Origin of the sequence: Nocardia brasiliensis ATCC 700358 (assembly GCF_000250675.2) — a bacterium.
GTDB lineage: Bacteria > Actinomycetota > Actinomycetes > Mycobacteriales > Mycobacteriaceae > Nocardia > Nocardia brasiliensis_B.
Window position 1 is genome coordinate 1,122,823 of record NC_018681.1, and the last position, 24,641, is coordinate 1,147,463.

The 24,641-nt window shown below is 67.7% G+C and carries 20 protein-coding genes; 8 read left to right on the forward strand and 12 right to left on the reverse strand.

Going from position 1 to position 24,641, the window contains the following annotated elements; genetic code table 11:
* Positions 1-18 precede the first annotated feature (18 nt).
* On the forward strand, positions 19-933 hold the full coding sequence (locus tag O3I_RS04860; RefSeq protein WP_014981777.1) for a TAXI family TRAP transporter solute-binding subunit: 915 nt from the start codon (positions 19-21) through the stop codon (positions 931-933).
* Here the strand turns inward: O3I_RS04860 and O3I_RS04865 are convergent, their stop codons facing one another.
* The gene (locus tag O3I_RS04865) at positions 934-1,257 is read right to left on the reverse strand and encodes a metal-sensitive transcriptional regulator (protein WP_014981778.1); all 324 of its coding nucleotides are present in this window, start codon (positions 1,255-1,257) and stop codon (positions 934-936) included. It abuts the gene before it with no gap.
* 212 nt (positions 1,258-1,469) lie between these two features.
* Between O3I_RS04865 and O3I_RS04870 the strand changes: the two genes are divergently transcribed.
* Together O3I_RS04870 and O3I_RS04875 are read left to right on the forward strand one after the other, a co-directional pair.
* A complete protein-coding gene (locus tag O3I_RS04870) occupies positions 1,470-2,279 on the forward strand; it encodes an S-methyl-5'-thioadenosine phosphorylase (protein ID WP_014981779.1) in 810 nt (269 codons plus the stop codon).
* Between the two features lie 32 nt (positions 2,280-2,311).
* A complete protein-coding gene (locus O3I_RS04875) occupies positions 2,312-3,325 on the forward strand; it encodes an NAD-dependent epimerase/dehydratase family protein (RefSeq protein ID WP_014981780.1) in 1,014 nt (337 codons plus the stop codon).
* Here the strand turns inward: O3I_RS04875 and O3I_RS04880 are convergent, their stop codons facing one another.
* Positions 3,326-4,315: a GAF domain-containing protein gene (locus O3I_RS04880; RefSeq protein ID WP_014981781.1), complete on the reverse strand. Its 990-nt coding sequence runs from the start codon at positions 4,313-4,315 to the stop codon at positions 3,326-3,328.
* Between the two features lie 131 nt (positions 4,316-4,446).
* Here O3I_RS04880 and O3I_RS04885 point away from each other — a divergent pair, with 131 nt between their 5' ends.
* Positions 4,447-5,007, forward strand: coding sequence for an NADPH-dependent FMN reductase (locus O3I_RS04885; RefSeq protein ID WP_041562420.1), 561 nt, complete (start codon positions 4,447-4,449; stop codon positions 5,005-5,007).
* 73 nt (positions 5,008-5,080) lie between these two features.
* Here the strand turns inward: O3I_RS04885 and eccE are convergent, their stop codons facing one another.
* Entirely contained in the window at positions 5,081-6,724 is a 1,644-nt protein-coding gene (gene eccE, locus O3I_RS04890; RefSeq protein ID WP_041562421.1) for a type VII secretion protein EccE, read from the reverse strand.
* A 112-nt stretch (positions 6,725-6,836) separates the two neighbouring features.
* Here eccE and eccB point away from each other — a divergent pair, with 112 nt between their 5' ends.
* Positions 6,837-8,324, forward strand: a complete 1,488-nt coding sequence (gene eccB, locus O3I_RS04895) for a type VII secretion protein EccB (RefSeq protein WP_051066484.1) — start codon at positions 6,837-6,839, stop codon at positions 8,322-8,324.
* Positions 8,325-8,428: 104 nt separating this feature from the next.
* On the opposite strand, the gene O3I_RS04900 is transcribed toward eccB, so the two are convergent.
* Together O3I_RS04900 and O3I_RS04905 are read right to left on the reverse strand one after the other, a co-directional pair.
* On the reverse strand, positions 8,429-8,689 hold the full coding sequence (locus tag O3I_RS04900) for a hypothetical protein (RefSeq protein ID WP_141691984.1): 261 nt from the start codon (positions 8,687-8,689) through the stop codon (positions 8,429-8,431).
* Positions 8,690-8,772: 83 nt separating this feature from the next.
* Positions 8,773-9,630 carry a potassium channel family protein gene (locus O3I_RS04905; protein ID WP_237748253.1) on the reverse strand — a complete coding sequence of 286 codons (858 nt, stop codon included), beginning with the start codon at positions 9,628-9,630 and terminating at the stop codon, positions 8,773-8,775.
* A gap of 299 nt (positions 9,631-9,929) precedes the next feature.
* Between O3I_RS04905 and O3I_RS04910 the strand changes: the two genes are divergently transcribed.
* Entirely contained in the window at positions 9,930-10,259 is a 330-nt protein-coding gene (locus tag O3I_RS04910; RefSeq protein WP_014981787.1) for a DUF4288 domain-containing protein, read from the forward strand.
* Between the two features lie 101 nt (positions 10,260-10,360).
* Here the strand turns inward: O3I_RS04910 and mycP are convergent, their stop codons facing one another.
* Positions 10,361-11,776: a type VII secretion-associated serine protease mycosin gene (gene mycP / locus O3I_RS04915; RefSeq protein ID WP_237748254.1), complete on the reverse strand. Its 1,416-nt coding sequence runs from the start codon at positions 11,774-11,776 to the stop codon at positions 10,361-10,363.
* Positions 11,773-13,239: a type VII secretion integral membrane protein EccD gene (gene eccD, locus O3I_RS04920; RefSeq protein WP_014981789.1), complete on the reverse strand. Its 1,467-nt coding sequence runs from the start codon at positions 13,237-13,239 to the stop codon at positions 11,773-11,775. Before eccD ends, mycP begins: the two co-directional genes overlap by 4 nt.
* A gap of 212 nt (positions 13,240-13,451) precedes the next feature.
* Between eccD and O3I_RS04925 the strand changes: the two genes are divergently transcribed.
* Complete coding sequence (locus tag O3I_RS04925) at positions 13,452-17,483, forward strand: type VII secretion protein EccC (protein WP_041562422.1); 4,032 nt, start codon at positions 13,452-13,454, stop codon at positions 17,481-17,483.
* Positions 17,483-18,943, forward strand: coding sequence for a type VII secretion-associated protein (locus O3I_RS04930; protein ID WP_014981791.1), 1,461 nt, complete (start codon positions 17,483-17,485; stop codon positions 18,941-18,943). The genes O3I_RS04925 and O3I_RS04930 overlap by 1 nt, the downstream gene beginning before the upstream one ends.
* Before the next feature lie 537 nt (positions 18,944-19,480).
* On the opposite strand, the gene O3I_RS04935 is transcribed toward O3I_RS04930, so the two are convergent.
* From O3I_RS04935 to O3I_RS04955, 5 genes are all read right to left on the reverse strand, one after another.
* Positions 19,481-19,783 (reverse strand): WXG100 family type VII secretion target, encoded by a 303-nt coding sequence (locus O3I_RS04935; protein WP_014981792.1) that lies wholly within the window; start codon positions 19,781-19,783, stop codon positions 19,481-19,483.
* 36 nt (positions 19,784-19,819) lie between these two features.
* Complete coding sequence (locus tag O3I_RS04940) at positions 19,820-20,137, reverse strand: WXG100 family type VII secretion target (RefSeq protein ID WP_014981793.1); 318 nt, start codon at positions 20,135-20,137, stop codon at positions 19,820-19,822.
* Between the two features lie 408 nt (positions 20,138-20,545).
* A complete protein-coding gene (locus O3I_RS04945) occupies positions 20,546-22,090 on the reverse strand; it encodes a serine/threonine-protein kinase (protein ID WP_014981794.1) in 1,545 nt (514 codons plus the stop codon).
* A 76-nt stretch (positions 22,091-22,166) separates the two neighbouring features.
* Complete coding sequence (locus O3I_RS04950) at positions 22,167-23,396, reverse strand: DUF7373 family lipoprotein (protein WP_014981795.1); 1,230 nt, start codon at positions 23,394-23,396, stop codon at positions 22,167-22,169.
* Complete coding sequence (locus tag O3I_RS04955; protein ID WP_237748255.1) at positions 23,393-24,586, reverse strand: DUF7373 family lipoprotein; 1,194 nt, start codon at positions 24,584-24,586, stop codon at positions 23,393-23,395. Before O3I_RS04955 ends, O3I_RS04950 begins: the two co-directional genes overlap by 4 nt.
* Between the last annotated feature and the right edge of the window lie 55 nt (positions 24,587-24,641).

The window sequence follows — 24,641 nt, forward strand, 5'->3', positions numbered from 1 at the left end:
CCGTGCGGGGAGGATGCGATGACCGTGCGGCGACGGGGTTTCCTAGCGCTGGCCGGGGTGGCGGCGGCGGGTGTGGCCGGGTGCGGGCCGAGCGGCGGTGGTCCGGTGGTGCGGATGGCGTCGGGGGAGGTCGGCGGCTTCTATCATGCGTTCGCGGGATTGCTGTCGGCCGCGGCGGCGCGGTCGGGGAAGGTGCGGATCGAGCGGGTCACTACCTCGGGGTCGGAGGAAAATCTGACGCTGTTGACGCAGGGGCAGGTGGACGCGGCCCTGGCGCTGTCGGATTCGGTGGGGGACAGCGCGGACCGGATGCTGGCGCTCGGCCGGGTGTACGAGAACTACCTGCAGTTGGTGGTGCGGTCGGACAGTCGGATCGGCAGCGTGGCCGACCTGCGCGGCGCGCGAGTCAACCTGGGCGCGGACGGGTCGGGTGCGGCGTTGACCGGTGAGCGGATCCTGCGGGTCGCCGGGCTGGATCCCGCGACGGACGTGGCGGTTTCGCATCGCCCGCTGCGCGAAGCGGTGACGGCGCTGGCCGCCGCCGAGTCGGACGCGCTGCTGTGGGCGGGTGGCGTGCCGACGATGGTGCTCCAGGTGCCGGCGCGCATGCGCCTGGTGGACATGGGTGAGTTGGCGGCCCCCATGCGGGAGCGGTTCGGCCCGGTATACGACCGGGTGGAGATCCCCGCCGACGCCTACCCCGGTGGTTCGGCGGTGCACACCATCGGCGTGGCGAACCTGCTGCTGGTCGCGGCGGGCCTGCCTGCCGAGACCGCCGCGTCGATCGTGGAACTACTGGTGTATCAAGCGGATTCGCTGGTGCCGACCGAGGCGGCGGGCACCCAGTTCCTGGACGGCCGCTCGCTGATCAGCACCGCCCCCATCCCGCTGCACCCCGGTGCCGCGGCGGTCTACCGGAGGTGGCACGGCTGATCAGGAGCGGACCAGGCGCGCGATGGCGTCGGTCGCCTCCTTGATCTTCGCCTCGGCTTCGGGGCCGCCCGCGACGGCGGCGTCGACGACGCAGTGGCTGATGTGGTCCTCGAGCAGGCCCATCGCCACGGCCTGCAGCGCCTTGGTCATCGCGGAGACCTGGGTGAGGATGTCGATGCAGTACTTCTCCTCCTCGACCATCCGCTGCAACCCGCGCGCCTGCCCCTCGATCCGGCGCAGCCGCTTGAGGTAGTCGTCCTTCGCGGTGATGTAGCCGTGTGCCGCGTGATCGTGCGCGTCGTGCGCTTGCGGGGTGGGTGTCACCGGTGCTCTCCTCGTCGATTGCCGGTCCGTGACCGGACCGGATTCATACCCCCCTAGGGTACAGTTTCCGGACCGGCTTGTCAGGTCAGCGCCGGTGGCGCCGTGTTGCGCCCCGATGCCGTCCATCATCGCCGACGGCACTGACAACCGTGCGCACGGCCGGTCCGGGGGCCGTTGCGCGGCCCGCGGGCCGGGGCGGGAGAATTGCGGCCATGAGTTCGCATGCCAGGCCCGCGCTCGCCGTTGTCGGCGGGAGCGGGTTCTACGATTTCTTCGACAACGAGGCGACCCAGGTCGAGATCGAGACGCCGTACGGAGCGCCGAGCGCGCCGATCGCGATCGGGGAGGTCGAGGGTCGCCCGGTCGCCTTCGTTCCGCGGCACGGCAAGAACCACGAGTTCGCGCCGCACACGCTGCCCTATCAGGCCAATATGTGGGCGCTGCGCTCGCTCGGTGTGCGCCGGGTGTTCGCGCCGTGTGCGGTGGGCAGCCTGCGCGGAGATTGGGGTCCGGGCACCGTGGTGGTGCCGGATCAGCTGGTCGATCGCACCTCTGGCCGCCCGCAGACCTACTTCGACGGGGGCGGCGTGCACGTGTCGTTCGCCGATCCGTACTGCGACGAACTCCGCACCGCCACCATCAAATCCGCGGACGACACGCTGCCGATGAAGGGCGCGGGCACGATGGTCGTCGTGCAGGGCCCGCGATTCTCCACCCGGGCGGAGAGCCGCTGGTTCGCCGGACAGGGCTGGGACCTGGTCAACATGACCGGGCATCCCGAAGCAGTACTCGCTCGTGAACTCGAAATGTGCTACTCCGCAGTGGCTTTGGTGACCGACCTCGATGCCGGACTGGAGGAGGGCACGGGCGTGCACGCGGTCGACGTGTTCGCCGAGTTCAAGCGCAATCTGGCGCCGTTCAAGGACCTGATCCGCCGCTCGGTCGCCGCGGTCACCGAGACCGACACCTGTGACCGGTGCCGTGTTCATACCGGGGTGTCGCTGCCATTCGCGCTACCGTGACCATGCGGGGGTGCCGAACAGAGGTGCGGTGAATGAGAGTTCTGGTCACCGGCGCGGCCGGGTTCCTGGGTACACATGTGCGCGCGGCCGCGGCGGCCGCGGGGCACGAGGTGATCGGCATCGATCTGCTGCTCGATGCCGTGCACGGCCCGAACGCCGAACCGCCGGAAGGTGTTTTGCGGGTCGATGTGCGTGACGGCGCGGCGCTGGCGCCGGTGCTTGCCGGGATCGACGTGGTCTGTCATCTCGCGGCGGTCAGCGCGGGCAGCCCGGCCGACCTGGCGACGCACAACGATCTCGGTACCGCGGCGCTGCTGGGTGCGATGGAGCAGGCCGAGGTGCGCCGGCTGGTGCTCGCCTCCTCGATCACGGTCTACGGCGAGGGGCGCTACCGCAGTGTGCGCGGCGGCCCGTTCTTCCCCGGCCTGCGCAGGCGCGCCGACCTGGACCGAGGCCTGTTCGATCATCGCGCCCCGCGCACGGGTGAGGTGCTCACCTGGGAACCGGTCGGCGAGGACGCACCGTTGCGACCGCGCGGCAGTTACGGCGCGAGCAAGGCGGCGCAGGAAAACTACGCATTCGCTTGGGGGTTGGGCGTCGGCGGCGCGGTGACCGCGCTGCGCCTGCCTCAGGTCTACGGTGACGGCGCGCGGACCGGGTTGGTCGGGCAGTTGCGTGCCGCGCTGGACGAGGGCCGCGCGCCGCACGTGTTCGAGGACGGCGGCCAGGTCCGGGATTTCGTCCATGTCCGCGATGCCACCGCCGCCCTGCTCGCCGCGATCGAGCGGGCTCTGCCCGGTTTCGTTCCGCTCAACATCGCGTCCGGCCGGCCGATCACGCTGTGGGAGCTCGCCTCGATCATGGCCAAGGCCCGCGGCGGACCGCCGCCCGTGGTCACCGGTCAGTACCGCATCGCCGACGTCCGCCATTTCGTGGCCGATATCGAAAGAGCCAAGCGCACGCTGGGATTCGCGCCTACGACACCGCCTGCCAAGGGGCTGGCCGAGTTCGCCACCGCGCAGGCCACCGCCGCCACCGGCGGCTGATCACGCCGGCTGCGCCGGGAGGTCCAGCTGCACCAGCGCGAACTCGGGTACGGCCGCGCCCGCGGTCCCGCCGGGCAGCGGCGAGGCCTCGAGGTCGGCGACGAGCCAGTCACCGCTGTCGGTGGCCAGGCGGACCCCGGTCAGCGTCACCCGTTCGACGCCGGAGCGGATCTCGTCCCGCGCCGCGACGATGCGTCCCCGGTCGGCCGGATGCGGCACGGTGCGTTCGTCGATGCCCCTTCCCCAACGCAGTTCGGGGACGGGCTCGGTGACCCAGCGGATGAGCCGGACCTGGGCCAGGTCGACGATCGCCAGGTAGAGGTTCGGCTGCGCGCCGCGCAGCAGGTCCAGGGTCGCCGCTTCGAACGATTTGCGCTGCGGAGCAACGCTTTCGGTGACGTCTACGGCCAAACCGAGCCAGTGGTAGCGGTTCTCGTCCGGGTTGTGCGCGGCGAGCAGCAGGGTGCGCGGGCCGGTGCGGGCCCGCACCGTCGCGGTGTCGAGCCAGCGGGCGCCCGGCGTGGACCGGGCCAGCGTCGCGACGAGTTCGAGTGCGCCGTCGAAACGTTCGATGATCTCGAAGGATTCCGCACCGATCCAGATGTTGTGCTCGTTGTCGAAATTCGCGCCGAGATCGTAGGAGAGCGCCTCGATGCGGCGATTGCGCGCGTCGACGCTGAACGCCGCCACACCGACCGGCTCCGGTGGTTCCGCGCCGCCGACCCACAGCCGCACGGCGTGCACGCGGCCATCGGGTCCGTGCAGCGGCACCGCGCGCAGATGCTGGCCGGACCAGTCGTGGCGTGACTGCGGCAGTTCCTGATCGATGACCGTGCCGCCGGTGTAGGCGGCCGCGATGAACGGCTGCAACCGGGTGGACACCGCGCGCTGGAACGACTTCCACTCCCGCGGCGCGGTGCCGACCGCGAGCAGCGACCAGGTGTCGACATGACCGAGCGTCTCGATCAGCAACCAGCGTCCGGTTATCACAATCCCCCTCCCCGAAGTCGAACACTATGCCACGGTCAGGCGGCTATCCAGTGCATATCGTGCCTGATTCGGTCGTCTGCGCGGCCGATGGGTCCGGCGAGCGGCAGCGGTGCGCGCGTTAAGCTCGCGCGGTGGACACTCCGTTGCGACTCGAGGTCATCGTGGCCAGCGTGCGTCCGGAGCGGTTCGCTCCGGTCGTCGCCGACTGGCTGTTGCGCACACTACGCGCGCACGACGAGTTCGATACGGGTGTCATCGATCTGGCGGACACTTTGTTGCCGGCCGAGCTGATTGAAACCCCGGAGGTGGTCCAATATCGCACCAGACTGGCCGCCGCCGACGCGTTCATCGTGGTGACCTCCGAATACAACCACGGTTACCCGGCCGCGCTGAAGACGGCGTTCGACACCGCCAAGCACGAATGGCGGGCCAAGCCCATCGGATTCGTCTCCTACGGCGGACTGTCCGGGGGTCTGCGCGCGGTCGAGCAACTCCGTCAGGTGGTCGCGGAGATCCACATGGTGTCGATCCGCGAGACGGTCAGCTTCCATCAGGCCAAGAAGCGGTTCGACGCGGCAGGGGAGACCGCAGACGGTGCCGCGATCGACGCCGCCGCCCGCATGCTTCGCCAATTGTCCTGGTGGGCAAGAACTCTGCGCGCGGCGCGAGCGGCCGACCCGTACCCCGCCTGACGCGCGCATTTCAGTTCGCCGCGCCCGATTTCGCCGACGAATGTGTGCGCGCCGTGCTGAAACGCGCGCGGCGTCAGCCGACGGGTGCGCCGCGGCGACCGCGCGGGTGACCGATGTAGGTGGCCTCGCGCGGGATGGAGACCAGGGTCAGGTCCACCTGGGCGGTGCCGGTGCGCAGGATGACGTGGTTGCCGATCGCCGCGGGCTGATGGATGGACAGGTCCGGCCGGGTGGCGGGCCAGCCCATCGGATCGCCGGTGACGTAGATCGTGGTGACACCGGCGTGCGGGGCGGGCGCGAGCACGCCGTCCACCACGGTCGCGGTGAAACCCGCGTCGGACTGATGCGTTTCGACCGCGAGGGTCAGCCGTTCCGGATTGCCGATGGTGGTGACCAGGTTCTCCCAGGCGTGCGCCCGGTCGGTGCGGATCAGCACCCGCTCGCCGACCGCGAGCGCGCGGAACACCAGCTGCTGGGCGAGATAGAGTTCGCCCGCCACATATACCGTCGAGATGCCGGTGCCGACGATGCGCACCGCGACGCCGTTGCCCTCGTCGTCCGAGCCGATCAGCTGGCCGCAGCCCGAGGAGGGCAGGTGCAGCGCGTCGATCACGTCGATCGGGTACTCGCTCATCGGCACGGTGTCGTCGACGCCGGGCACGGCGAGCGGCAGATGGGCGAGCAGTCCGTTGCGGTGCCGTCCGTTCATCGAGACCATGCCGGCGAGCTTGCTGCGTTCGGGCAGCTCGCGCGCCGTCAATCGCCAGGCCGCGCCGATGCTCACCGCCTCGGCCGAACTACCCGGGCGCAGCCGCACGGCCACCGTGGTGCCGCGCGACGGCGCCACCCACAGCTGCGCGAGCAGGTCGGAGCCGAGCTTCTTCGGATCCACCGCCATGCCGATGTTCACGCTGTTGCCGATTTCGGCGTAGCGCCAGCGATGTTCGAGGGTGCGCGGGTCGAAGCCGCCGGTGATCTGCAGGACCGCCTTCTTGATCTCCGGTGCGGTCAGGATGCGCGCGTTGCAGTCCGCGTCCTCCAGCGCGCGCATGATGCGCTGGGTGGCGATGGTGACCGCGCGCGAGGCGCCGTCCGCGCCGCCGCCGCGCCGGGCCGCCGCGTCCGGGCAGGCGACCGCGTCGAAACTGATTGCCAGCCAGACGGTTCGGTGCGCCGTCGCGGGCAGCGGCCCGAGCAGCGATTCGTAGATCTTGCCCGCGGGCGTGCCGGACCGGGAACGGTGGCCGTGGCTGATGATGTCGATACCGCTGAGCAGAATGTCGTGCTGGTTCAGGCATTTCGCCAGCTCCGGCAGCGGCAGCAGGTGTGAGGCGTGCACGGTGTTGCGGGCGATGCGGGTCAGCCCGCCGGGCGGGGCGAGCACCTCGACCACGGTGACCACCCGGCTGCCGTCCCAGTACAGGCCGAGTGAGCGTCCGTCCGCGCCACGGAAGTCGACGGTGTCACCGATGCGGTAGTCCCGCTTGGTGAGATAGCGCCACCAGGTGGCGATCCAGTCCAGCAGGGTGCGCTTGGCGACGGGAATCAGCGGAATCAGCGCGACGACCACGCCCACGGCCAGTGCGGGCAGCGCCTGCAAGCCGAGCAGGAGCGCGGCCACCCCCGCGACAAACCCCATGACCTGCGCGATCAGCAAATTCTGTAGCGAGATGCGGCCAAGGAGCGGTCGTGGTCCCGCCCCGGCAGGTTCCGCCATCGTCGTCCCCCAAGTACCCGGTGTCGGCCCAATCGGAGTAGCCGAGCTGAACAAGAGTCCTCGGGAACTGTACTGTGTTGCGCGAACGCGAGCACTGTTCGGGGGAGGAATAATGCCTTCAAAACCCACCACTCGGTGGCAGGTGAGCGGTTACCGCTTCCTGGTTCGTCGGATGGAACACGCCCTGGTCCGCAGGGACGTGCGGATGCTGCACGACCCGATGCGCTCACAGTCGCGGGCCTATGCCGCCGGACTGGTGCTCGCGCTGGTGGTCTTGGCAGGTTGCGGCATCCTCGCCCTGCTGCGTCCGCAGGGCAAGGTCGACAACAGCAAGATCCTGGTGGGCAAGGAATCCGGCGCGATCTACGCGGTGATCGACGACGTCGTGCATCCGGCGCTGAACCTGGCCTCGGCCCGCCTCGCGGTGGGGGACGCGTCCAAGCCGGCGATGGTGAAGGAATCCGAGATCGGCAAGAAGCCGCGCGGGCAGCTGATCGGTATTCCGGGCGCGCCGAGCGCGTTCAGCTACGACAAGGCGGGCAAGGGACGCACCTGGACCGTCTGCGATTCGCTCAAGACCGACGGCAGCGACGATCGCACCACGTCCGTGCTGATCGGCGACCTCGACATGGGTGAGAAGGCGTCGGCGCTCGGGCGGGACAAAGGCCTGCTGGTGAAGGGCAAGGACGCCACCTACCTGGTGTGGAACAACACGCGCGCCCGGGTCGACATGAACGATCCGACCGTCACCGTGCCGCTGAACATCCGCGGTGCGACACCGCGGCCGATCAGCGAGGGGCTGCTCAACGCGATCCCCGAAGTGAGCCCGATCGTGCCGCCGAAGATCGCCGACCCGGGCGGGACGCCCGAGGGTTACTCGATCCGGAATCTGAAGATCGGCACGGTGGTTCAGCAGGCGGGCAAGGCCGACAAGAACTATGTGCTGCTGCGCAACGGACTCCAGGCGATCAGCCCGCTGACCGCCGAGATCATCCGCATCGACCAGCGCAACCCCGACCACGGCACCTCGGTCAGCGACGCTGAGGTGGCGATCCCGCAGCCGTCGAAAGCGCTGCAGGTGGACACCTACCCCGAGGTCGCGCCGACGATCGTGCAGCCGAAGGCCCGACCGGTGAGCTGCATGTCGTGGCAGCCGATCGCGGGCGCGGCGGGCAATGCCGATGTCGCGGTGCGCGCCAAGCTGGACGTGATCGACGCGAGTGATCTGCCGCTGCCCGACAGTGCCCGGCTCGTGCCGTTGGCCCAGGCCGACGGCAAGGGCGACAACGTCGACTCGGTGTACTTCAAACCCGGCTCCGGAGCGTTCGTACAGACCACCGGCATCGAAGTCGACAGCCGCCGCAAGGACAGCATGTTCTATGTGTCCGACACGGGCGTCCGGTACGGCATCAAGAACGACGACGCCGCGAAAGCGCTCGGCCTGGACAAAGAATCCGGCGTGACACCGGAGTCCGCGCCGTGGCCGATCGTCGGCCTGCTCGCCAACGGCCCCACCCTCGGCCGCGAAGAAGCCATGGTCGCCCACGACGGTGTCGCCCCCGACGCCAACCCGGCCAAACAGCCTGTCGCCGCAAAGTAATTCGAGGTTTCCAGCCGACGGTGGCCGCCTTGTTCGCATCGAATCAGGCGGCCACCGCGTTCAGTGCGGTCGGACAGTACCCCTCGAGGTGACGCCTCGGACCGCTACCTGGTGGAGCACTTGACGATCGTCTCGCCGGCCACCAGCTGACGTTTCACGTCCGCCATGGCGAGCTTGACGGCTTCCGCCCTCGTCGGTGCCTCGGCCGTTGCCGAAACACGGCTGGCGCCACCACTTTTCGTCTTGGTGTCGCAGGTGACGATCGCGCCGGCCTTGGCCGAAGCGATCCCGGTCGCGACGGTCAGCGAACCCATGGTGCCGAGCACCACAGCGACGAAGGCCAGTTTCATTGCGGACTTGCTCATACTTCCCTCCCACGGCACGCTCGGTGCGGCCGCTACCAACTCTGACGCGGTAGGCGGCCGTTCGGTTCCATCGAATTCGGCGGCTAACCTGCTGCCGGAGAAGAACTTCCAGGACGCGCGCTATCGGTGCCGCTGCTGTTCGCCGGTATGGCAACGGGCCCGGTGGCCGCCGAGCGGTGCAGGTCCGCGATCTCCGCGCGCAAAGCCTTGACCTCGTCGACCAGCGCGACGATCTCGCGGTCGGTGCTCGCCGCGGTTTCCTCGACGGTTTTGAGCTGGTCGATCACCCAGCTGGTGGTGGTGCCGATGGCGAAGGAGATCAGGCCGATACCGAAAGTCATCAGGACCAGTGAGATCAGCCTGCCCTCGGCGGTCACCGGGTAGACGTCGCCGTATCCGACGGTGGTGACCGAGACCGCCGACCACCACAGGGCATCGCCGAAGTGCACCACCTTGCTGCCCTCCACACCCCGCTCGGCATCGAAAAAGGCCAGGCTGCACAGGAACAAGATCAGGATCGAGCTGCTGCCGACGAACACCGACAGCCGCGTCCGGTGGCTCAGCGTGTGCCGGTTGAGCGTGCCGAGCACCAGCACCGCCGCGCGCAACAGCCGCAGCGGGCGGAACGGTGGAATGAGCACGATCAGCAGTTCCAGCGGATGCGAGCGCAGAAACGCCCAGCGGCGGGTGGAGAGCCAGAGCCGGATCAGGAAGTCGGCCCCGAAGAGTACCCAGATCGCCACGTCGACCCGCGCCAGCCAGGTGTCCAGCTGCGGTGAGGCGCCGGTGTCCAGCACGAACCAGGCGTAGGTGCCGAGGAAGACGACGGCGAGCGCCACCATCGGCACGCCGGTCGCCCGCTCCCAGGCCTGACGGCGGCTCAGCCGCTCCGGAGTGGTCTCGGGTACGTGATTGAGTTGCGCCATGGTAACTACCTGCATCGATCGGTTCCGGCACCTTGTTTAACGCAATGTGCTGCGCAGACGCTACAGCCTGGGCCGAGGCACGCATCGGAGAGCGCCGGGAAAGTTTCCGATTCGATGGAACCGATTCCGATCTTGCTACGTCAAACCTTGTGTCAGAACGACGCGAACTACGTCGAGTTCTCCTGCCGCCCAGCCGGCGTAGACACGAGCGGCCGCCAGCTCTACGAGGTCACCTACTCCGAACGCGCCATCTGAGACCTCGCGGTCGGCGCGACCGTAGCTCGCGGCAAGTCGTACTCACAGAGAAAGCCGCTATGAGACTTGCGTATATCGCCGTCGTGGTGTTCGAGTCCACCTCGGACTCGCCCGATTACACGACCATGTACCAGGAGGACTTCGTCCTTCTCTATGCAGACTCGAAAGACGCGGCTCGGGAGTCGGCGCTGGCGGCTGCGCGAGAGCAGGAGTGCACTTATCAGAACGAGCAGGGCGAAAGCATCACTTTGTCCCTCAAGGGCGTCATCGATGTGAGCCCGTCTCTCACCGACGATCTTTCTACCGGTGGTGACCTGTACTCACGGCACTTCAGAGACTACGAGGCCTACCAGAGGATGGAGCCACTGCTGGGTGAAAACCCGCTGTGAAGCCTGCAGTCTCTGCGGCCCTGCCGCGTCATCCCAAGCGGCACAACGTGTTCCGAATCAATCGTAGTGATGGCAGTGTGTAGCCTCGGACAGTTTCCGCCTCACATATCGTCCCCGGTGACGCCGAAGCGGCGGCGGATGGGGAAGGACGCGAGCATGCCGAGGATCAGCAGGACCGCGACGGAACCGCTGCCGATCAGCGCAACGTTGCGGGCACGGTGGTCCGGGGGCGGGGGTGGGGCGGGGACCGCTAGTTGCACCTGCTTCGCCGCGGCCGGCTTTTTGGGCGGCAAGGGTTTTGTTGCTTCGGCGGTGAGTGCTGCTACCGGATCAATCGCGCCGTAGCCGATGTATGGGTTCCAGCCTTCGGCAGGGGAGTGTGCGGTGGCCTGGATGCGTTTGATGACGTCGACCGCGCTCAATTCGGGAAAGCGGGCACGCACGAGCGCCACGACGCCGGACACGTAGGGCGCGGCGAAGCTGGTGCCCTTGAGGGGGACCATCTGTTGCTTGTCGTAAATGCCGGTGATCGTGCCTGTACCACGCGCATCCAGCGAAACGATGTCTTCGCCAGGTGCCGCAACGCCGACCCAGGGCCCCGGGACCGTGAATTTCGAGGGTGCGCCGTTCTTGTCGATGGATCCGACTGAAAGGACATAGTCGTCGTAACGGGCGGGCGTGACGTTGGTCGTCACGTTCTTCCACGGGTCGCTCTCCGGATGGAGCGGATTGATGATGTCCGGGTTACCCGGCTTGCAATTGCCGTCGGTGTTGCCTGCGGCGGCGACTACGACGGAGTTCATTTCCAGCGTTGCGTAACGCACTGCGGCGCCGACGGCTGCGTCGGCGAACGGCTGGCCGGAGAGTACGCAGGAGACGAGCGAGATATTGATGACCGACGCGCGCCGATCGGCGGCTCGTCGAATGGCCGAGGCGAGCGCGTTGATATTGCCGTATCCCTCTGCGGGATCTTCCGGCTTTTTGTCCACCCGGCCCTGGGTGTCGTAGAACTTGCTGGTCTGCCGGATCGACAGGATTCTGGCCTCGGGTGCAACTCCGCGAAAGCCTTGCCCATCTACCGGTTTCGCGCCGATGATGCCCGCCACGACGGTGCCGTGTCCGTCGCAGTCCTCGCTGACGCCGTCGCCCGGGTCGGCGACGTAGTCACCGCCCGCTTCCAGATCAGGCAGCCTCGGGTGTCGCACGACACCGGTATCGATGACGGCGATTAGTTGCCCTTCGCCCTGGGAGAACTTCCAGGCTCGATCCAGATCGAGCGAAAGCTGAGGCGTCGGAGCCGCGGGGCCTTCCCCGCCCTGCTGGGTAGACGCGCACGGGCTGTTGGCCGGATGTTCCGTCTTGTCCGGCGGGCGGGCTGGATCACCTGGGGGCAGGGCACCCGGATCGACCGGGGGCGGGCGGTCGGCGTGGGCTATGCCCTGACCTGTGCCCATTCCGAGGGACATGCTCAGGGACAGCACCGCTGCGGCTGCACCGGTGCGCAGGATCCGGTTCACAGTCCGCGGACGAGGGAGTAGAGGCTCGCCACCCAGAAGGCCAGGGGGAGAACTGCTGCTACGAAGGCGTATTCGAGCAGTTCGACGCCGCGGCGCATCGGCGGGGTCGCCGACTGGTTCGGGATGATGATGCCGAGGATGAGGGCGGCGATCAGGATGACCATGGCGGCGCCGAACACGGCGAGCGGCTGATCCATCGCGAAACCCGCGCCCACCAACATGATCAGCACGATGCCCGCGCCGCCCGCGATCAGCACCACGGCCTGCTCGGCGCCGGCGTAGGTGCGGCTGCGGAACATCAGCACCGCCGCGCACACCAGCGCGAAGGCGATGCCCTGCCAGTACGGGCCGTCGGCCTGCGGGTCGGTGGCGCCGAGCGCACCCAGCACCGTGACGAGGGTGGTCGCGGCGACCAGGCCCGCCAGATACATCCGGGCGCGTTCGGACTTCACGCGCAGCGCCTCCATGGTGGGCAGTGCGCGGTGGTCGTCGGGGTCGTCCTCGGTCGGGTCGATCGGGGTGCCGGGCGAGGGCACCGGCGGCAGCGGCAGTTTGGCGAGCAGCATCGAGATGCGCGGCGAGAGCGCGAGACCGGCCAGGCCCAGCGCCGCGGCGCCCGCGCCGATCGCCCGCTCCGGCTGCCCGGTGAGCAGCCCGACCAGCGCGGCGGGCACGACGTACACCGCGAGGGTGGCCGTGCCGATGAACAGGGCCAGGCCGACGCCGGTGACCCGCCAGGCAAGCACCGCGGTGGCGCCGGCCAAAACCGCGCCGAGCAGGATGTGCGCCCAACCGTAATGGTCCGGCACATAAAGCATTCCGGCCGTGAAGGCGGTCGGTAACGCGCAGCCGCCGAGGACCAGCGCGGTCGCGGTGTCGCCGTACATCCGGCTGAGCACCATGGCCGCGACCACGAGCAGCAGGGTCACCGCCAGGGCGACCGAGCCGCTGACCCAGTACGGCAGCGCGCCGGGCGAGAGCAGCAGGCCGAGACAGCCGACGAGCATCGTGATCGCGGCGAGCACCGACCCGGTGATCCGCGCGACCTTCGGGGTCCAGCTGCGGTAATGGTCGGTGTCGGCGATCGCGACGTTGTACATGATGTCGTCGAACAGCGGCGTCGGCGCGATGTGTGACGCACTCTCCAACATGAGCAGTTCGCCGTCGCGGACACCGTGCTCGCCCAGGCTGAGCGAATTGGAGAAGGGCGGATGACCGATCCGCGCCAGCACCCATTCGGCGGGCTCGAAACGCTCGCCTTCGTTGTCGAAATCATTGGTGCGGCTGTGCTGAGCGACCATGTCGACGACGCTGGGAATGACGAGTGCGACCGGCACGTCCACCGGAATCGCCATATCAACCTGGGTGTGTTTGGCCAGAATGGTCACCCGGGCGAGATCGGGTGCGCGGACGATACCGCGCGAGGAATCTTCGTCGATGTGGTCAAGTCGCGCGTGCGTCAAGCTTCCCCCAACTCGTCTTCTACCTCTTCTACCTCGTATTTTCGCAAACTCACGAGCTGGCGTCGAGCTTGCGAACCCACGGTTCGGGCAGCAGAATGCTGGTCGAACTGTACGACATGTCAGCGGTGGCCTCTACACTGAGCCCGAAACTCGGCAGCCCCGTGAATGCGCGGCGGCCGTGTAGAGCTGTCGAAGAGGGGGAAGGCTTCGCAATGAGCACCGTCCGGTTTCAGCGTCGGGCCCGTCGGGAGATGCCGCGTTCGCCCGGTGGTGAGGTGACGCTGCAGCCGCCGCCCGAGATCCCCCGGGTGACGCCGGGAAATCTGCTGATGAAGCTGATGCCGGTGGTGATGATCATCGGCATGGTCGGCATGATGGCGCTGCTGTTCACCCAGGGCGGCGGCATCGGGTCGAATCCGATGAGCATGATGTTCCCGCTCATGATGATGTTCTCCATGGTCGGCATGTTCGCCGGTCAGGGCGGCGGCAAGGGGGCCAAGGCCGCCGAGGCGAACGAGGATCGCAAGGACTATCTGCGCTACCTGGATCAGGTGCGCCGCGACGTCGACGAGACCGCGAAACAGCAACGCGCCTCGGTCGAATGGAGTCATCCCGAGCCCGGCCTGGTCTGGATGCTCGCGGGCACCAGCCGGATGTGGGAGCGCCGCGCCGGCGACAAGGATTTCTGCCACGCCCGCATCGGCGTCGGCGGTCAGCGGCTGGCGACCCGTTTGGTCGCGCCGGAGACCGGCCCGGTGGAGGAGCTGGAACCGATCGCGGCGGTCTCGCTGCGCCGTTTCGTGCGGGCGCATTCGACGGTGCCCGACCTGCCCACCGCGATCGCGGTGAAGGGTTTCGCGACCATCGCGCTGGACGGCGACCGGGGCGAGGCCAGGGACATGACCCGCGCGATGTTGTTGCAGCTGGCCATGTTCCAGGCGCCCGACCAGGTGCTGTTCGCGATCGTCTGCGGGCCGGACACCGCCCGCGAATGGGAGTGGACCAAGTGGCTCCCGCACACCCAGCATCCGGACGCGCAGGACGGCATCGGCACCCAGCGCATGTTCTACGGGTCGATCCGCGAGGCGATGGCAGGCCTGCAACCGCTGCTCGGCAACCGGGTCCGCTACTCGCGTAACCAGCCCGCCAACGCGAACATGGTGCACATCGTGATCGTCGTGGACGGCGGCCTGCTGGAGGCCGAGGAAGATCAGCTGCGCGAATCCGGCTACGAGGGTGTCACCATCATCGACCTGTGCGGCTACGCGCCGCGGCTCGCGGTGTCGCGCGGCATCAAGATGATCGTGGAGAACGGCGAATGCGTCGGCCGCGGCGCGACCGGCAATCAGGAGCGCTTCGCGCTGATCGACCGGATCTCGCCGCAGCAGGCCCAGCAGGTGGCCCGCAGGCTCGCACCGTATCGCGCGGCGACCCAGCGCAGCAGCGACGTGGAATCCGATGACTCCGAGGTGATCTCGACCTGGAGTCAGCTGATGGGCCTCGGCGATATCGGCACCTTCAATCCGGAGCACGCCTGGCGGCCGCGCTACGGCCGGGAGCGGCTGCGGGTGGCCTTCGGTGTCGGCGCGGACGGCCTGCCGGTCGAACTCGATATCAAGGAAGCCGCCGAGAACGGCATGGGCCCGCACGGCCTGTGCATCGGCGCGACCGGTTCCGGTAAGTCGGAGTTCCTGCGCACGCTGGTGCTCAGCCTGCTCGCCACGCATTCACCGGACCAGCTCAACCTGGTGCTCGTCGACTTCAAGGGTGGTGCGACCTTCCTCGGGCTCGACGGCGTGCCGCATGTCGCGGCGGTCATCACCAACCTGGAGGAAGAGGCCGACCTCGTCGACCGTATGAAGGACGCGCTGGCCGGTGAGATGAACCGCCGCCAGGAGGTGCTGCGCTCCGCCGGCAACTTCGCCAACGTCTCCGAATACGAGAAGGCCCGTGCGGCCGGCGCAGACCTCGACCCGCTGCCCGCGCTGTTCGTGGTGCTCGACGAGTTCTCCGAACTGCTCACCCAGCACCCGGATTTCGCGGAACTGTTCGTGATGATCGGCCGGCTCGGCCGCTCGCTGCACGTGCACCTGCTGCTCGCCTCGCAGCGGCTCGAGGAGGGCAAGCTCAAGGGCCTGGAAAGTCACCTGTCCTACCGGATCGGCCTGAAGACCTTCTCCGCCAACGAATCCCGCCAGGTACTCGGTGTGCCCGACGCCTACAACCTGCCGAACAATCCCGGTGGCGGCTACCTGAAATCGGACTCCGGCGAGATCGTCCGGTTCCAGGCGTCCTACGTCTCCGGTGCCTACGTGGGCGGCGGCTCGCAACGCGACATGAGCGTCGCCAACCAGTCCGGCGAGATCGACATCAAGGCCCGGCCGTTCACCGCGACCCACGTCGGATTCCGTGCGGCGGACCGGGTTCCGCTGCCCGCCGAGCCGAGCCTCGAGCCGCAGGAGGGCGAGGACGGCGAGGAGATCTCGAACCTGAACATGCTGGTCTCCCGGATCCGCAACCACGGCCGTCCGGCGCACGAGATCTGGTTGCCGCCGCTGGACGAGGCGTCCACGCTCGACCAGCTCATCCCGCGGTCCATCCTCACCGGCGAGTACTCCGCGGTCGCGACGCTGCGCGCACCGATCGGCATCGTCGACCGCCCGTACGATCAGCGGCGCGATCCGATGCTCGTCGACCTGTCCGGTTCGCGCGGCAACGTCGCCATCGTCGGCGGCCCGCAGTCCGGTAAGTCGACGGCGCTGCGCACGATGATCATGGCGATGTCGTTGACGCACACCGCCGAACAGGTGCAGTTCTACTGCCTCGACTTCGGTGGTGGCACGTTGATGAGCCTGCAGGGCCTGCCGCATGTCGGTTCGGTGGCCAGTCGCTTGGACGAGGATCAGGTGCGGCGCACCATCGCCGAGATGACCACCATCGTCCGGCAGCGTGAGGCCCGGTTCCGGCAGCTCGGCATCGAGTCGATGGTGGAGTTCCGGCGCCTGCGCGCGATGGATCCGTCCAGCAGCCCGGCCGCGACCGGCGCGCACGACGACCCGTTCGGTGACGTGTTCCTGGTGGTCGACGGCTTCAGCTCGATCCGCCAGGACTTCGAACTGCTCGAGCAGACCATCATGAACCTCGCGGTGCAGGGTCTGTCCTACGGCGTGCACGTCGTCATCGCGCTGAACCGGTGGGCGGAGGCGCGGCCCGCGCTGAAGGACCAGATCGGCACCAGAATCGAACTGCGCCTGGGCGATCCGATGGACTCCGACCTCGGCCGCAAGTTCGCCGCCATGGTCCCGCAGGGCCGGCCCGGTCGCGGTATGACCCCGGACTGCCTGCACATGCTGACCGCCCTGCCGCGCATCGACGGCAGCTCGGACCCGAACAACCTCGGCCAGGCGGTCGGCGACGCGGTCGCCACCATCGCCCGGCTCACCCCGGGCCGTCCCGCGCCGCCGGTGCGGATGCTGCCCGAGCAGCTGGCCCGCGAGCAACTGCTCTACCTCGCGGGCGGCTGGCCCGCGCAGGTGGATCAGTCCACGAAGTGCATGCGAATCCCGATCGGCATCAACGAGTCCGAGCTCGCGCCGGTCTACGCCGACTTCGCCGAGAGCCCGCACCTGCTCATCATCGGCGACACGGAGTCGGGAAAGACCACGCTGCTGCGCTCGATCGTGGAGGGCATCTGCGCCTCGAACACGCCGAGCCAGGCCCGGATCATCATGGGCGACTACCGGCGCTCGATGCTCGGCATGGTGCCGGAGGGCTACCTCGCGGGATACGGTTCCACCGCACCGCAATTCACCCAGAACATGACCGACCTCGCGGCCTACGTCGACAAGCGGACGCCGGGATCGGACGTGACGCCGCAGCAACTGCGCGACCGGTCTTGGTGGAGCGGCCCCGAGCTGTACGTGATCGTCGACGACTACGACCTGGTGGCCACGTCCGCGGGCAACCCGGTGCAGGCGCTGGTCGAACACCTGCCGCACGCGCGTGACCTCGGTTTCCACCTGATCATCGCCCGGCGCTCGGGTGGCGCGAGCCGCGCCATGTACGAGGCCACGCTGGCCAGGATGAAGGATCTCGGGTCGGCCGGTCTGATCATGAGCTGCAGTCGCGACGAGGGTGTGCTGATGGGCACCACCCGGCCGAGCGCGATGCCGCCCGGACGCGGCACGTATGTCACGCGCGCCGGTGAAGGTCTGATCCAGACGGCCTGGATGCCGCAGCCCTGATGTCCACCGTCGAGCTGGTGGTCACCGAGACCCGCGTGTGGGCGCGCAGCGCGGCCACGCACTGGGACGGGCCGCCCTCGATCGTGCTGGGCAGCAACGGTTTCGACCTCGTGGTCGGCGAGTCGCTGACTCCGCCGACGCAGGTGAGTTCCGTCGTGCAGCATGTGTCCGCCGAGGCAGTCGCGCTGCTGCCTCGCGTCCCGTCCGTAGCAGACGGGATGGCCGCGATCCTCAGCACGGCCATGGAGAACCTGCGCGTCGCCGCGCCGTGCGAGCGGATCACCGTCATCTGCCCGACCGAGTGGGGTCCGGCGCGGCGCGCGGTGCTCGAGCAGGCCGCTCGCCGCTGGACCGGCGAGGTGCGGTTCGAGGAACTGGCGGTACGAGCGGTCGCCGCGGACGAAGGGACCAGTCACAGCCGCCGCACGCTGGTGCTGGAATTCGGCGCGCTCACCACCACGGCCGCGACGGTGCTGCGCAGTCATGAGGGTGTGCGCCTCGAATCCTGTGCGCACGAGCCGAATCTCGCGCTGGCCGAGGTGCTGCCCGAATCGCGGGGGTTCGACGAGCTGGCCACGGTGATCAGTCGGCTGCTGGACGGTCAACAGGTCGAATTGGCGCAAGTCGTCGGCCTAGCCGACCAGACGAAGTTCGAGGTACTCCGCGCGGCCGTGCAGCAGAGCTGCGGGCCGGGGGTGGAACTGCGGTCGATCGCCGGACCCGACCTCATCCGCGGCAAACAGACCGAACCCATCGCGGTGCCCGAGACGGCACCCGTTGGGCCGCCGCCGGATTGGATGCAACCGCTGCGCGAGCGCGCGGCCGCCCAGCAGCCGCGACGTCGCGGCACCGCGTACGTGGGAGTCGCAGTGGCGGCGGTGGTCGTGGTGGCGGCCGCGGTCGTCGGCGGTGTGCTGCTCCTGAACCGATCGGCGGACACGACGACGGCGGCCCCGACGACCATGCTGCCGCCGAACGGTCCGACCGTGGGACCGCCGCCGCCTTTCGGTGCACCGCCGCCCCCCGGCGGTGAGCCGGAAGTGTTCGGCCGCGTCCGCTTCCAGGTGCCCGACGGCTGGCATCTCGCCACGCCGATCGACGCCACCGGCCGAGCACGCGTCGAGCTGTCGCCCGACGACGGCGCACGCATGCGCATCATCGTGACGCAAACGCAGGTGGCGTTCGGCGCAGGCTACGAGCAGGTGGCGTCGAATTTGGAAGCGCAGATCGGGCAGCGCCCACCCGGCGTGCTCACCGACCTGAAACGGGACGTCGTGTTCGGCGGCCGTTCCGGGCTCGCCTACCGGGAGCGGCCCGGCGACGGCTCCACCGTCAATTGGCATGTATTGCTGGAGTACGGAATTCAGCTCAGTATCGGCTGCCAATATGTCGCCGACGGTTGGAACGCCCTGTCCACCACATGTGATCGTTTCGGCGGCTCGGTCCGCGTAGTTCCGTAGCGGACGCGCGATCCGACGCCGTCCCGCGTACGATTCGCCACCCGGCGCGTGATTCGCCACCCCGCGCGCGAATTCGCTGACGAAATTCTGTGCGCCGTCAAAACTTGTGCGCGGCACCACAATCAGTGCGCGAGCAAAGGAGCACCACATGCAGAAGCTACGATTCGTGCGCTGCGGGGACGGGTTGACTTACGAGTTCGTCCGCGCCGGTGCGGCTTATGGATATCCGGCGTACCGGCGAGGGGGCAGCGATATTTGGTGCCGGCGACTTCCCGACTACGGCTGGGCCGTGTCGGCCGAGTCCGGTGTGGTGCTTAGTCGGCCCTTCGATGACGCAGGCCGAGGTGCGCAACCGCCGACTGGGGTGTGGGTGAGTCGCAAAGGGGAAAAGTCGTATATCTACCACTTATTCCGCAGCGACGAGGAAGCCTGACGCATCGACGGCATCGCGGAGTTCAGCGGATTACCGTGACCCGCAACAAATTCGGGCCCCCGGCATGTAGCACGCCGGGGGCCCGAATCGCCGAGACGGGTAACTCAGAAGAGTCCCGCAAGGGAGGTGTCGGTGGTCTGCAGGTCCGTGTTGCCCTGGTCGACGAGCTTGCCCGCGGTCTCCAGCGTGGTGTTCAGCTGGGTGACGTTGGTGTTCCACTGCGCCTGGAGGGAGGCGAACGCGTCGTTCGCGTCACCCTTCCAGTAGTTGGTCACGAAGTCGGTGACCTGCTTGTGGAAGTCCTCGAGCATGGACATGACGTTCCGTGCTTCGGTGACGATCGACTGTGCGCCGGCCGAGACCTCACCGAAATTGGAGGCAATGGTTCCTGGGTTGTTTACAGCCATCTGGAGCTCCTTATCGTCTGATGGTCTGGTTGTCGATCAGGGAAGGTCCAGGCTGGAAGCCTGCGCCGCAACCTGCTGGGCGAACTGCTGGTCCTGATCGGCAAACTTGGTGCCCGCGTGGGCCAGCTTGTCGGAGGTCTGGTCCAGCTGATCGTTCAGCTTCTTCGCCTGCGCGAAGTAATTGTCCATCAGCGTGTCGAACGCGCCGCGCGCCGCGCCACTCCACGTAGCCGTGGTGGCATCCGACTTTGCATTCAGCGCCGTGATCGAGGCCTGCAGATCGCTGTGCCGCTGACGGCAGTTCTCCGTGAACTTCCGGATCGCTTCCTCGCTCGCTTCGAGCTGTCCTGCCATTTCGGCTCCTTTCGGTTCCCGTCTCGGCCAACGGCGGACGCCCTGGTTGGCCTGTACATCTGATTGGACGCTGTTCGGTCCTGATCGGTTCCATCTCGACCCGAGAAAGTTTCGGGATGACTCACATGATCAGTTCCGGCGTCGTCGACCAGTACTTTCGTGTGTTCAAGCCCCATCAGGGTCGCTCTACAGACACGGCCGATCACATGCCGCCAGCGCTCGGCTCCCCTCCTTCCCCCTGCTCGCTGTGTGTTGATCGGCGAGTGGGCTGGCTGCGGTACACCTTACCGAACGCCTATGAGTACCGCTACCAGCAGAGCGAACCGCTTCGAAAGCAAAATCGGGGCCATGTACTGCGGTTATCCGCGGATCGCAAATTGTGGTGTCGCGGAATTACGCGACGGTTGTTTACTTCACCCGATTCCGGAGTAACGGCACCAGCTTGTCGAGCAGGGTTTGTTCCGAACCAGCCGTCCAAGTACGCAGCGCGGCGACGGCGGCGGGATCGTCCAGCACGATGACCGTGGCCCGGGTGCCCGCGACCTGATACGGCAGTCCGCGCAGGCCACCGTTGCCTGCCTCCTCGTCACTGCGCACCGCGAGGACATAGCTGTCCGGCGCTACCTCGAGCGCACCGCTGGTGGTCAACGCGCGCGGCGAGGTCTCCTCGCCCTGCTTCGCGTAATTGAAGTTGTAGACGAAGCCCAGATCCTCGAGGAACTTGGCCGGCGCGGTACCGCCGAGGAAAGCCGCGATCTGCTTGGTTCGCGGTACATCCACCATGGTGATGACCTTGCCGCGAAACACCGGATTGTCGGCTCGCGCCTGCTCGACCGAGGTCGCCCCGCTCGCGATGACCGTCGAGGGCGTCGCCGGTGCATCGGGTGTACTGCTGCTGCCGCCGCTGACCGCCCAGATGCCGAATCCCGCGGCCAGGGTGATGACGACCGCGCCGATTTCCACGGCGATGAGCCTGCGCTTGCGCCGCTTCGGCGACGCCGGGGCCTGGCCGTGCGGGCCGGAGTGCGCGGCCCGCGGATCGGTCGGCGGGCGCGGGTCGACGACCTGGACGGGATAGGTCGGGGAGGTGTTGGTCGCGCCGGGGTTGTAACCGGGGACAAGGGCATTGGCCGCCGCGTCGGTGAGTTCGCGGCAGGAATTGAACCGGTCGGCGGGATTCTTCGCCATGGCCCTGGCGAAGACCTGATCGATGGCCGGCGGCAGCGCGGGGTGCACGGCGGTCGCCGCGGGCGGCGGCTCGTGCAGGTGGCCCATCATGACCAGGGCGGGTTGCGTTGCGGGATAAGGATTGCGGCCGGTGAGCAGCTTGAAGAAGGAACAGGCCAGGCTGTAGATGTCGGCGTGGTGGTCGAGCCGTTCGCCGGTGAGCTGCTCGGGCGGGGCGTAGGCGATGGTGGCGACGAAACTGCCGGTCTGGGTGAGTTCGGTGGTGTCGTCGTTGGACTTGGCCACGCCGAAATCGGTGAGCAGCACTCGCTCTTCGTCGCCGTCGGTGGCGGAGAGCAGGAAGTTGGCGGGCTTGATGTCGCGGTGCAGCAGCCCTTTCCGGTGCGCGTAGTCCAGGCCCTTGCCGACCTCGGTGGTGATCCGCAGCGCCCGCAGCGGATTCATCGCGTGCGGGTCGCGGGCGATCTCGGCGGAGGCGTCGATGCCGTCGACGTACTGCATGGCGATCCACAGCTGGCCGTGCTCCTCGCCGCGGTTGTACACCGAGACGATATTCGGATGGTCGAGCCCGGCCGCGAGATTGGCCTCGCGTTCGAAGCGGGCCCGGAACTCGTGGTCGCTGCTGAGTTCTGGACTGAGCACCTTGAGCGCGTCCATGCGCGGGAGGCTGGGGTGTTTGGCGAGGTAGACCGTGCCCATACCGCCGGCTCCGAGTACTCGATCGATGCGGTACCCGCCCACGATGGTGCCGGGGCTCATCGCCATAGTCCACAATCTCCTGACTCGGTCTTTCCCACGCAGCAGCATACTGGACTGCTCGAACCCGCCGCGGCGCCGCGCATTACCGGCTATTCGCGAAAAGCGAGTATTGCGCGGCCGCGCGTTGCTGGGCGTCGGCAAGCTGATTGGCCGACACGAAACCCACGTATTCCCGATACGCGACAATGCAGGTGAATCGTTTGCTGCCACTGAGGCCGGTTTTGTTTTCCACGCACGCCGAGTCGGGCAGATTGGCGGGCGCGTCCGCATTGGCGCCGGCCTGGGTCGGAGTGATCCGGTCTGCGACCACCTTTCGCGCCGCATCGGGTCCCGCGGTGTGCACCACCAGCGTGCCCGCGGACAGTGCGAACCGGTCCGCCCGCATCTCGGCGAAGCGCTGTTTCGCGTAGTCGCGATCGCGGGTGTAGTGCAGCACGCCCCGCCCGCCCAACAGGGCGTAGCTGTCGTCGAAGCTGGGCCGCTTGGCCTTGTCCGGGTTCAGCGCGCGGCTGAGCAGATGGTCCGGGTCCCAAGGCAACTGGAGCAGCTGCTCTTCCGACAGCACCGGGAGTTGGTCCAGCAGCGCGAGTTGGGTGCTGTAGGCCTTCTCCGCCAACGCGACCAGGTCGTCGAGCACGGGGGCCGGGGTCGAGACAAGGAAGCCGATCACGTAGGGGCCGTGTGCCATGGTGGTCCGCAGGAACGGCGAGTCGGGTCGCCAATGCGCATGCGCGTCAGCGTATTTCGGCAGCGGCACCGGCTGGTTCTGCTCGCGGTAGGCGCCGAAGTCGGTATCGTAGAACTCGGTCGCCGCGATCTTCGCCCGCTCGGCGTCCGGGAACTGCATGACGACGGTGCTGACCGTCGTCGAGTTCGGTTGCCGCTTGGTCGGCCACGACGAGGTGGAGTTGGTGCCGTTGTTATCCGAGCCGTTGGACTTGAACCCGTAGATCATCTTGTGCCGCTTGGCGATCGGCTCGAGATCGGTGGGACGGCCGAGTTCGTCGGGCATCACCCCACTGGAGATGCTCCAGGACAGCGAGCCGTATTTCATCCGGGGATCGATATCGTAGCCGGAGGCGACGTAGTCGGCCAGCCGCATCGCGGCGACCTCGCGCATTTCATAGAAGGTCGGCCGGTAGTCGTCGTCGTGCGCGTTCAACGGCACGGTCGGGTAATTGCCGACATCGAGTTTGCGAATATCGATTTCGCCGGGTTGGGCCGTGCCGGAGACGGTCGACCCGCACGCGGCGAGCAGAGTCATCGCGCAGCAGGCGAGGGCGGCGATGCGGCCGGCGCGCATGGAATTCATCGGGCATTCACCAGAATTGCGTATTGCGCCGATATCCGCTGTTGCGCGTCCAGCAGTTGATGCGACCAGGAGAAGGCGGCGTACCGGCCCTGAGACACCGAACAGTAGAAGCGGATCGCCATCGCCTGGGTGCCGATGTATTCCTTGCATTTGGCCACCGGCAGCTGTTGCGGCGACTCGGCACTCTTGAAGCGTTTGGTGAGCCCGCCGCGGTCGGCCCGGAACTTCGCGGCCGCGGCGGCGTCGCGGGCCCGGTAGACGTTGGTGGCGTCGACGGCGAACCGATCCACTCCGGCCTCCTCGATCAGCCTGCGGTCCTCGACCGGATCGGTGGTGAAATGCAGTGCGGCATGGCCGTTGTACGCACCCGGCGGATCGATCCAGGAATCCTCACGCGGCCGGGGGAGGGTGCGGCTGAGCATGTTGTCGTAATCGATCGGCTGGTTCAGTAGTTGGTCGGCCGGTGTCGGCGTGAACTTGCCGATCGCGGGGACGACCGTGTCGAGACTCTTTTCGACCAGCGCGAACAGCGCGGGCAGATCCACCTTCTCCAGGAAGATCTTCAGGTAGTCGTAGATCCAGGTGTAGACGACGAATTTGCCGGTGGCGAACCAGGAGCCGATCGATTGCTGCGTCGGTTGCCAATGTGCGCGCGCCGCCGGGTATTTCGGAATCTGCACCCGTTCGTTCTGCGGTGCGGCCTCGAAATCGACCCGTTCCAACGCCTCGGCAGCGGCCGTCGCGCGCTGTTCGTCCGGGAAGATCATGACCGCGTTGAACAGGTCCCGGCCCTGGTTACGCACGTCGGTGCTGCCGTTGCTGAGAAATCCGGCGACGAAATCCGGCGCCGCCTCGGCGAAACGATCAATGCTCATGATCTTGCCGAGGGAATTGCGCGGATCGATGAACACCGTGGAGACCGACGGATTGCCCTCGCGGAATGCGGGATCGATATCCGACGCGGTGGGCACGAAGTTCCCGAGCCGCTCGGCCTCGATGAAGCGGGCCTGATCGGCGTTCTTGACCGGCCCCAATTCGCGCGGCGTCGTGGGATAGCTGCCGACGTCCAGGCGTGCGATATCGATCACCGGATCCGCAGTGACCTGCGGCGATGTGCCGCACGCGCTGCCGAGCGCCAGTGTGCCCGCAATGACCAAGGCACCCGCGGTGCGCGCAGGTATCGATGTCACGCCGAACTGCAAACCGGCCCTCCCCGTACTGTGGTCGTCTCGCGGGATACTAACT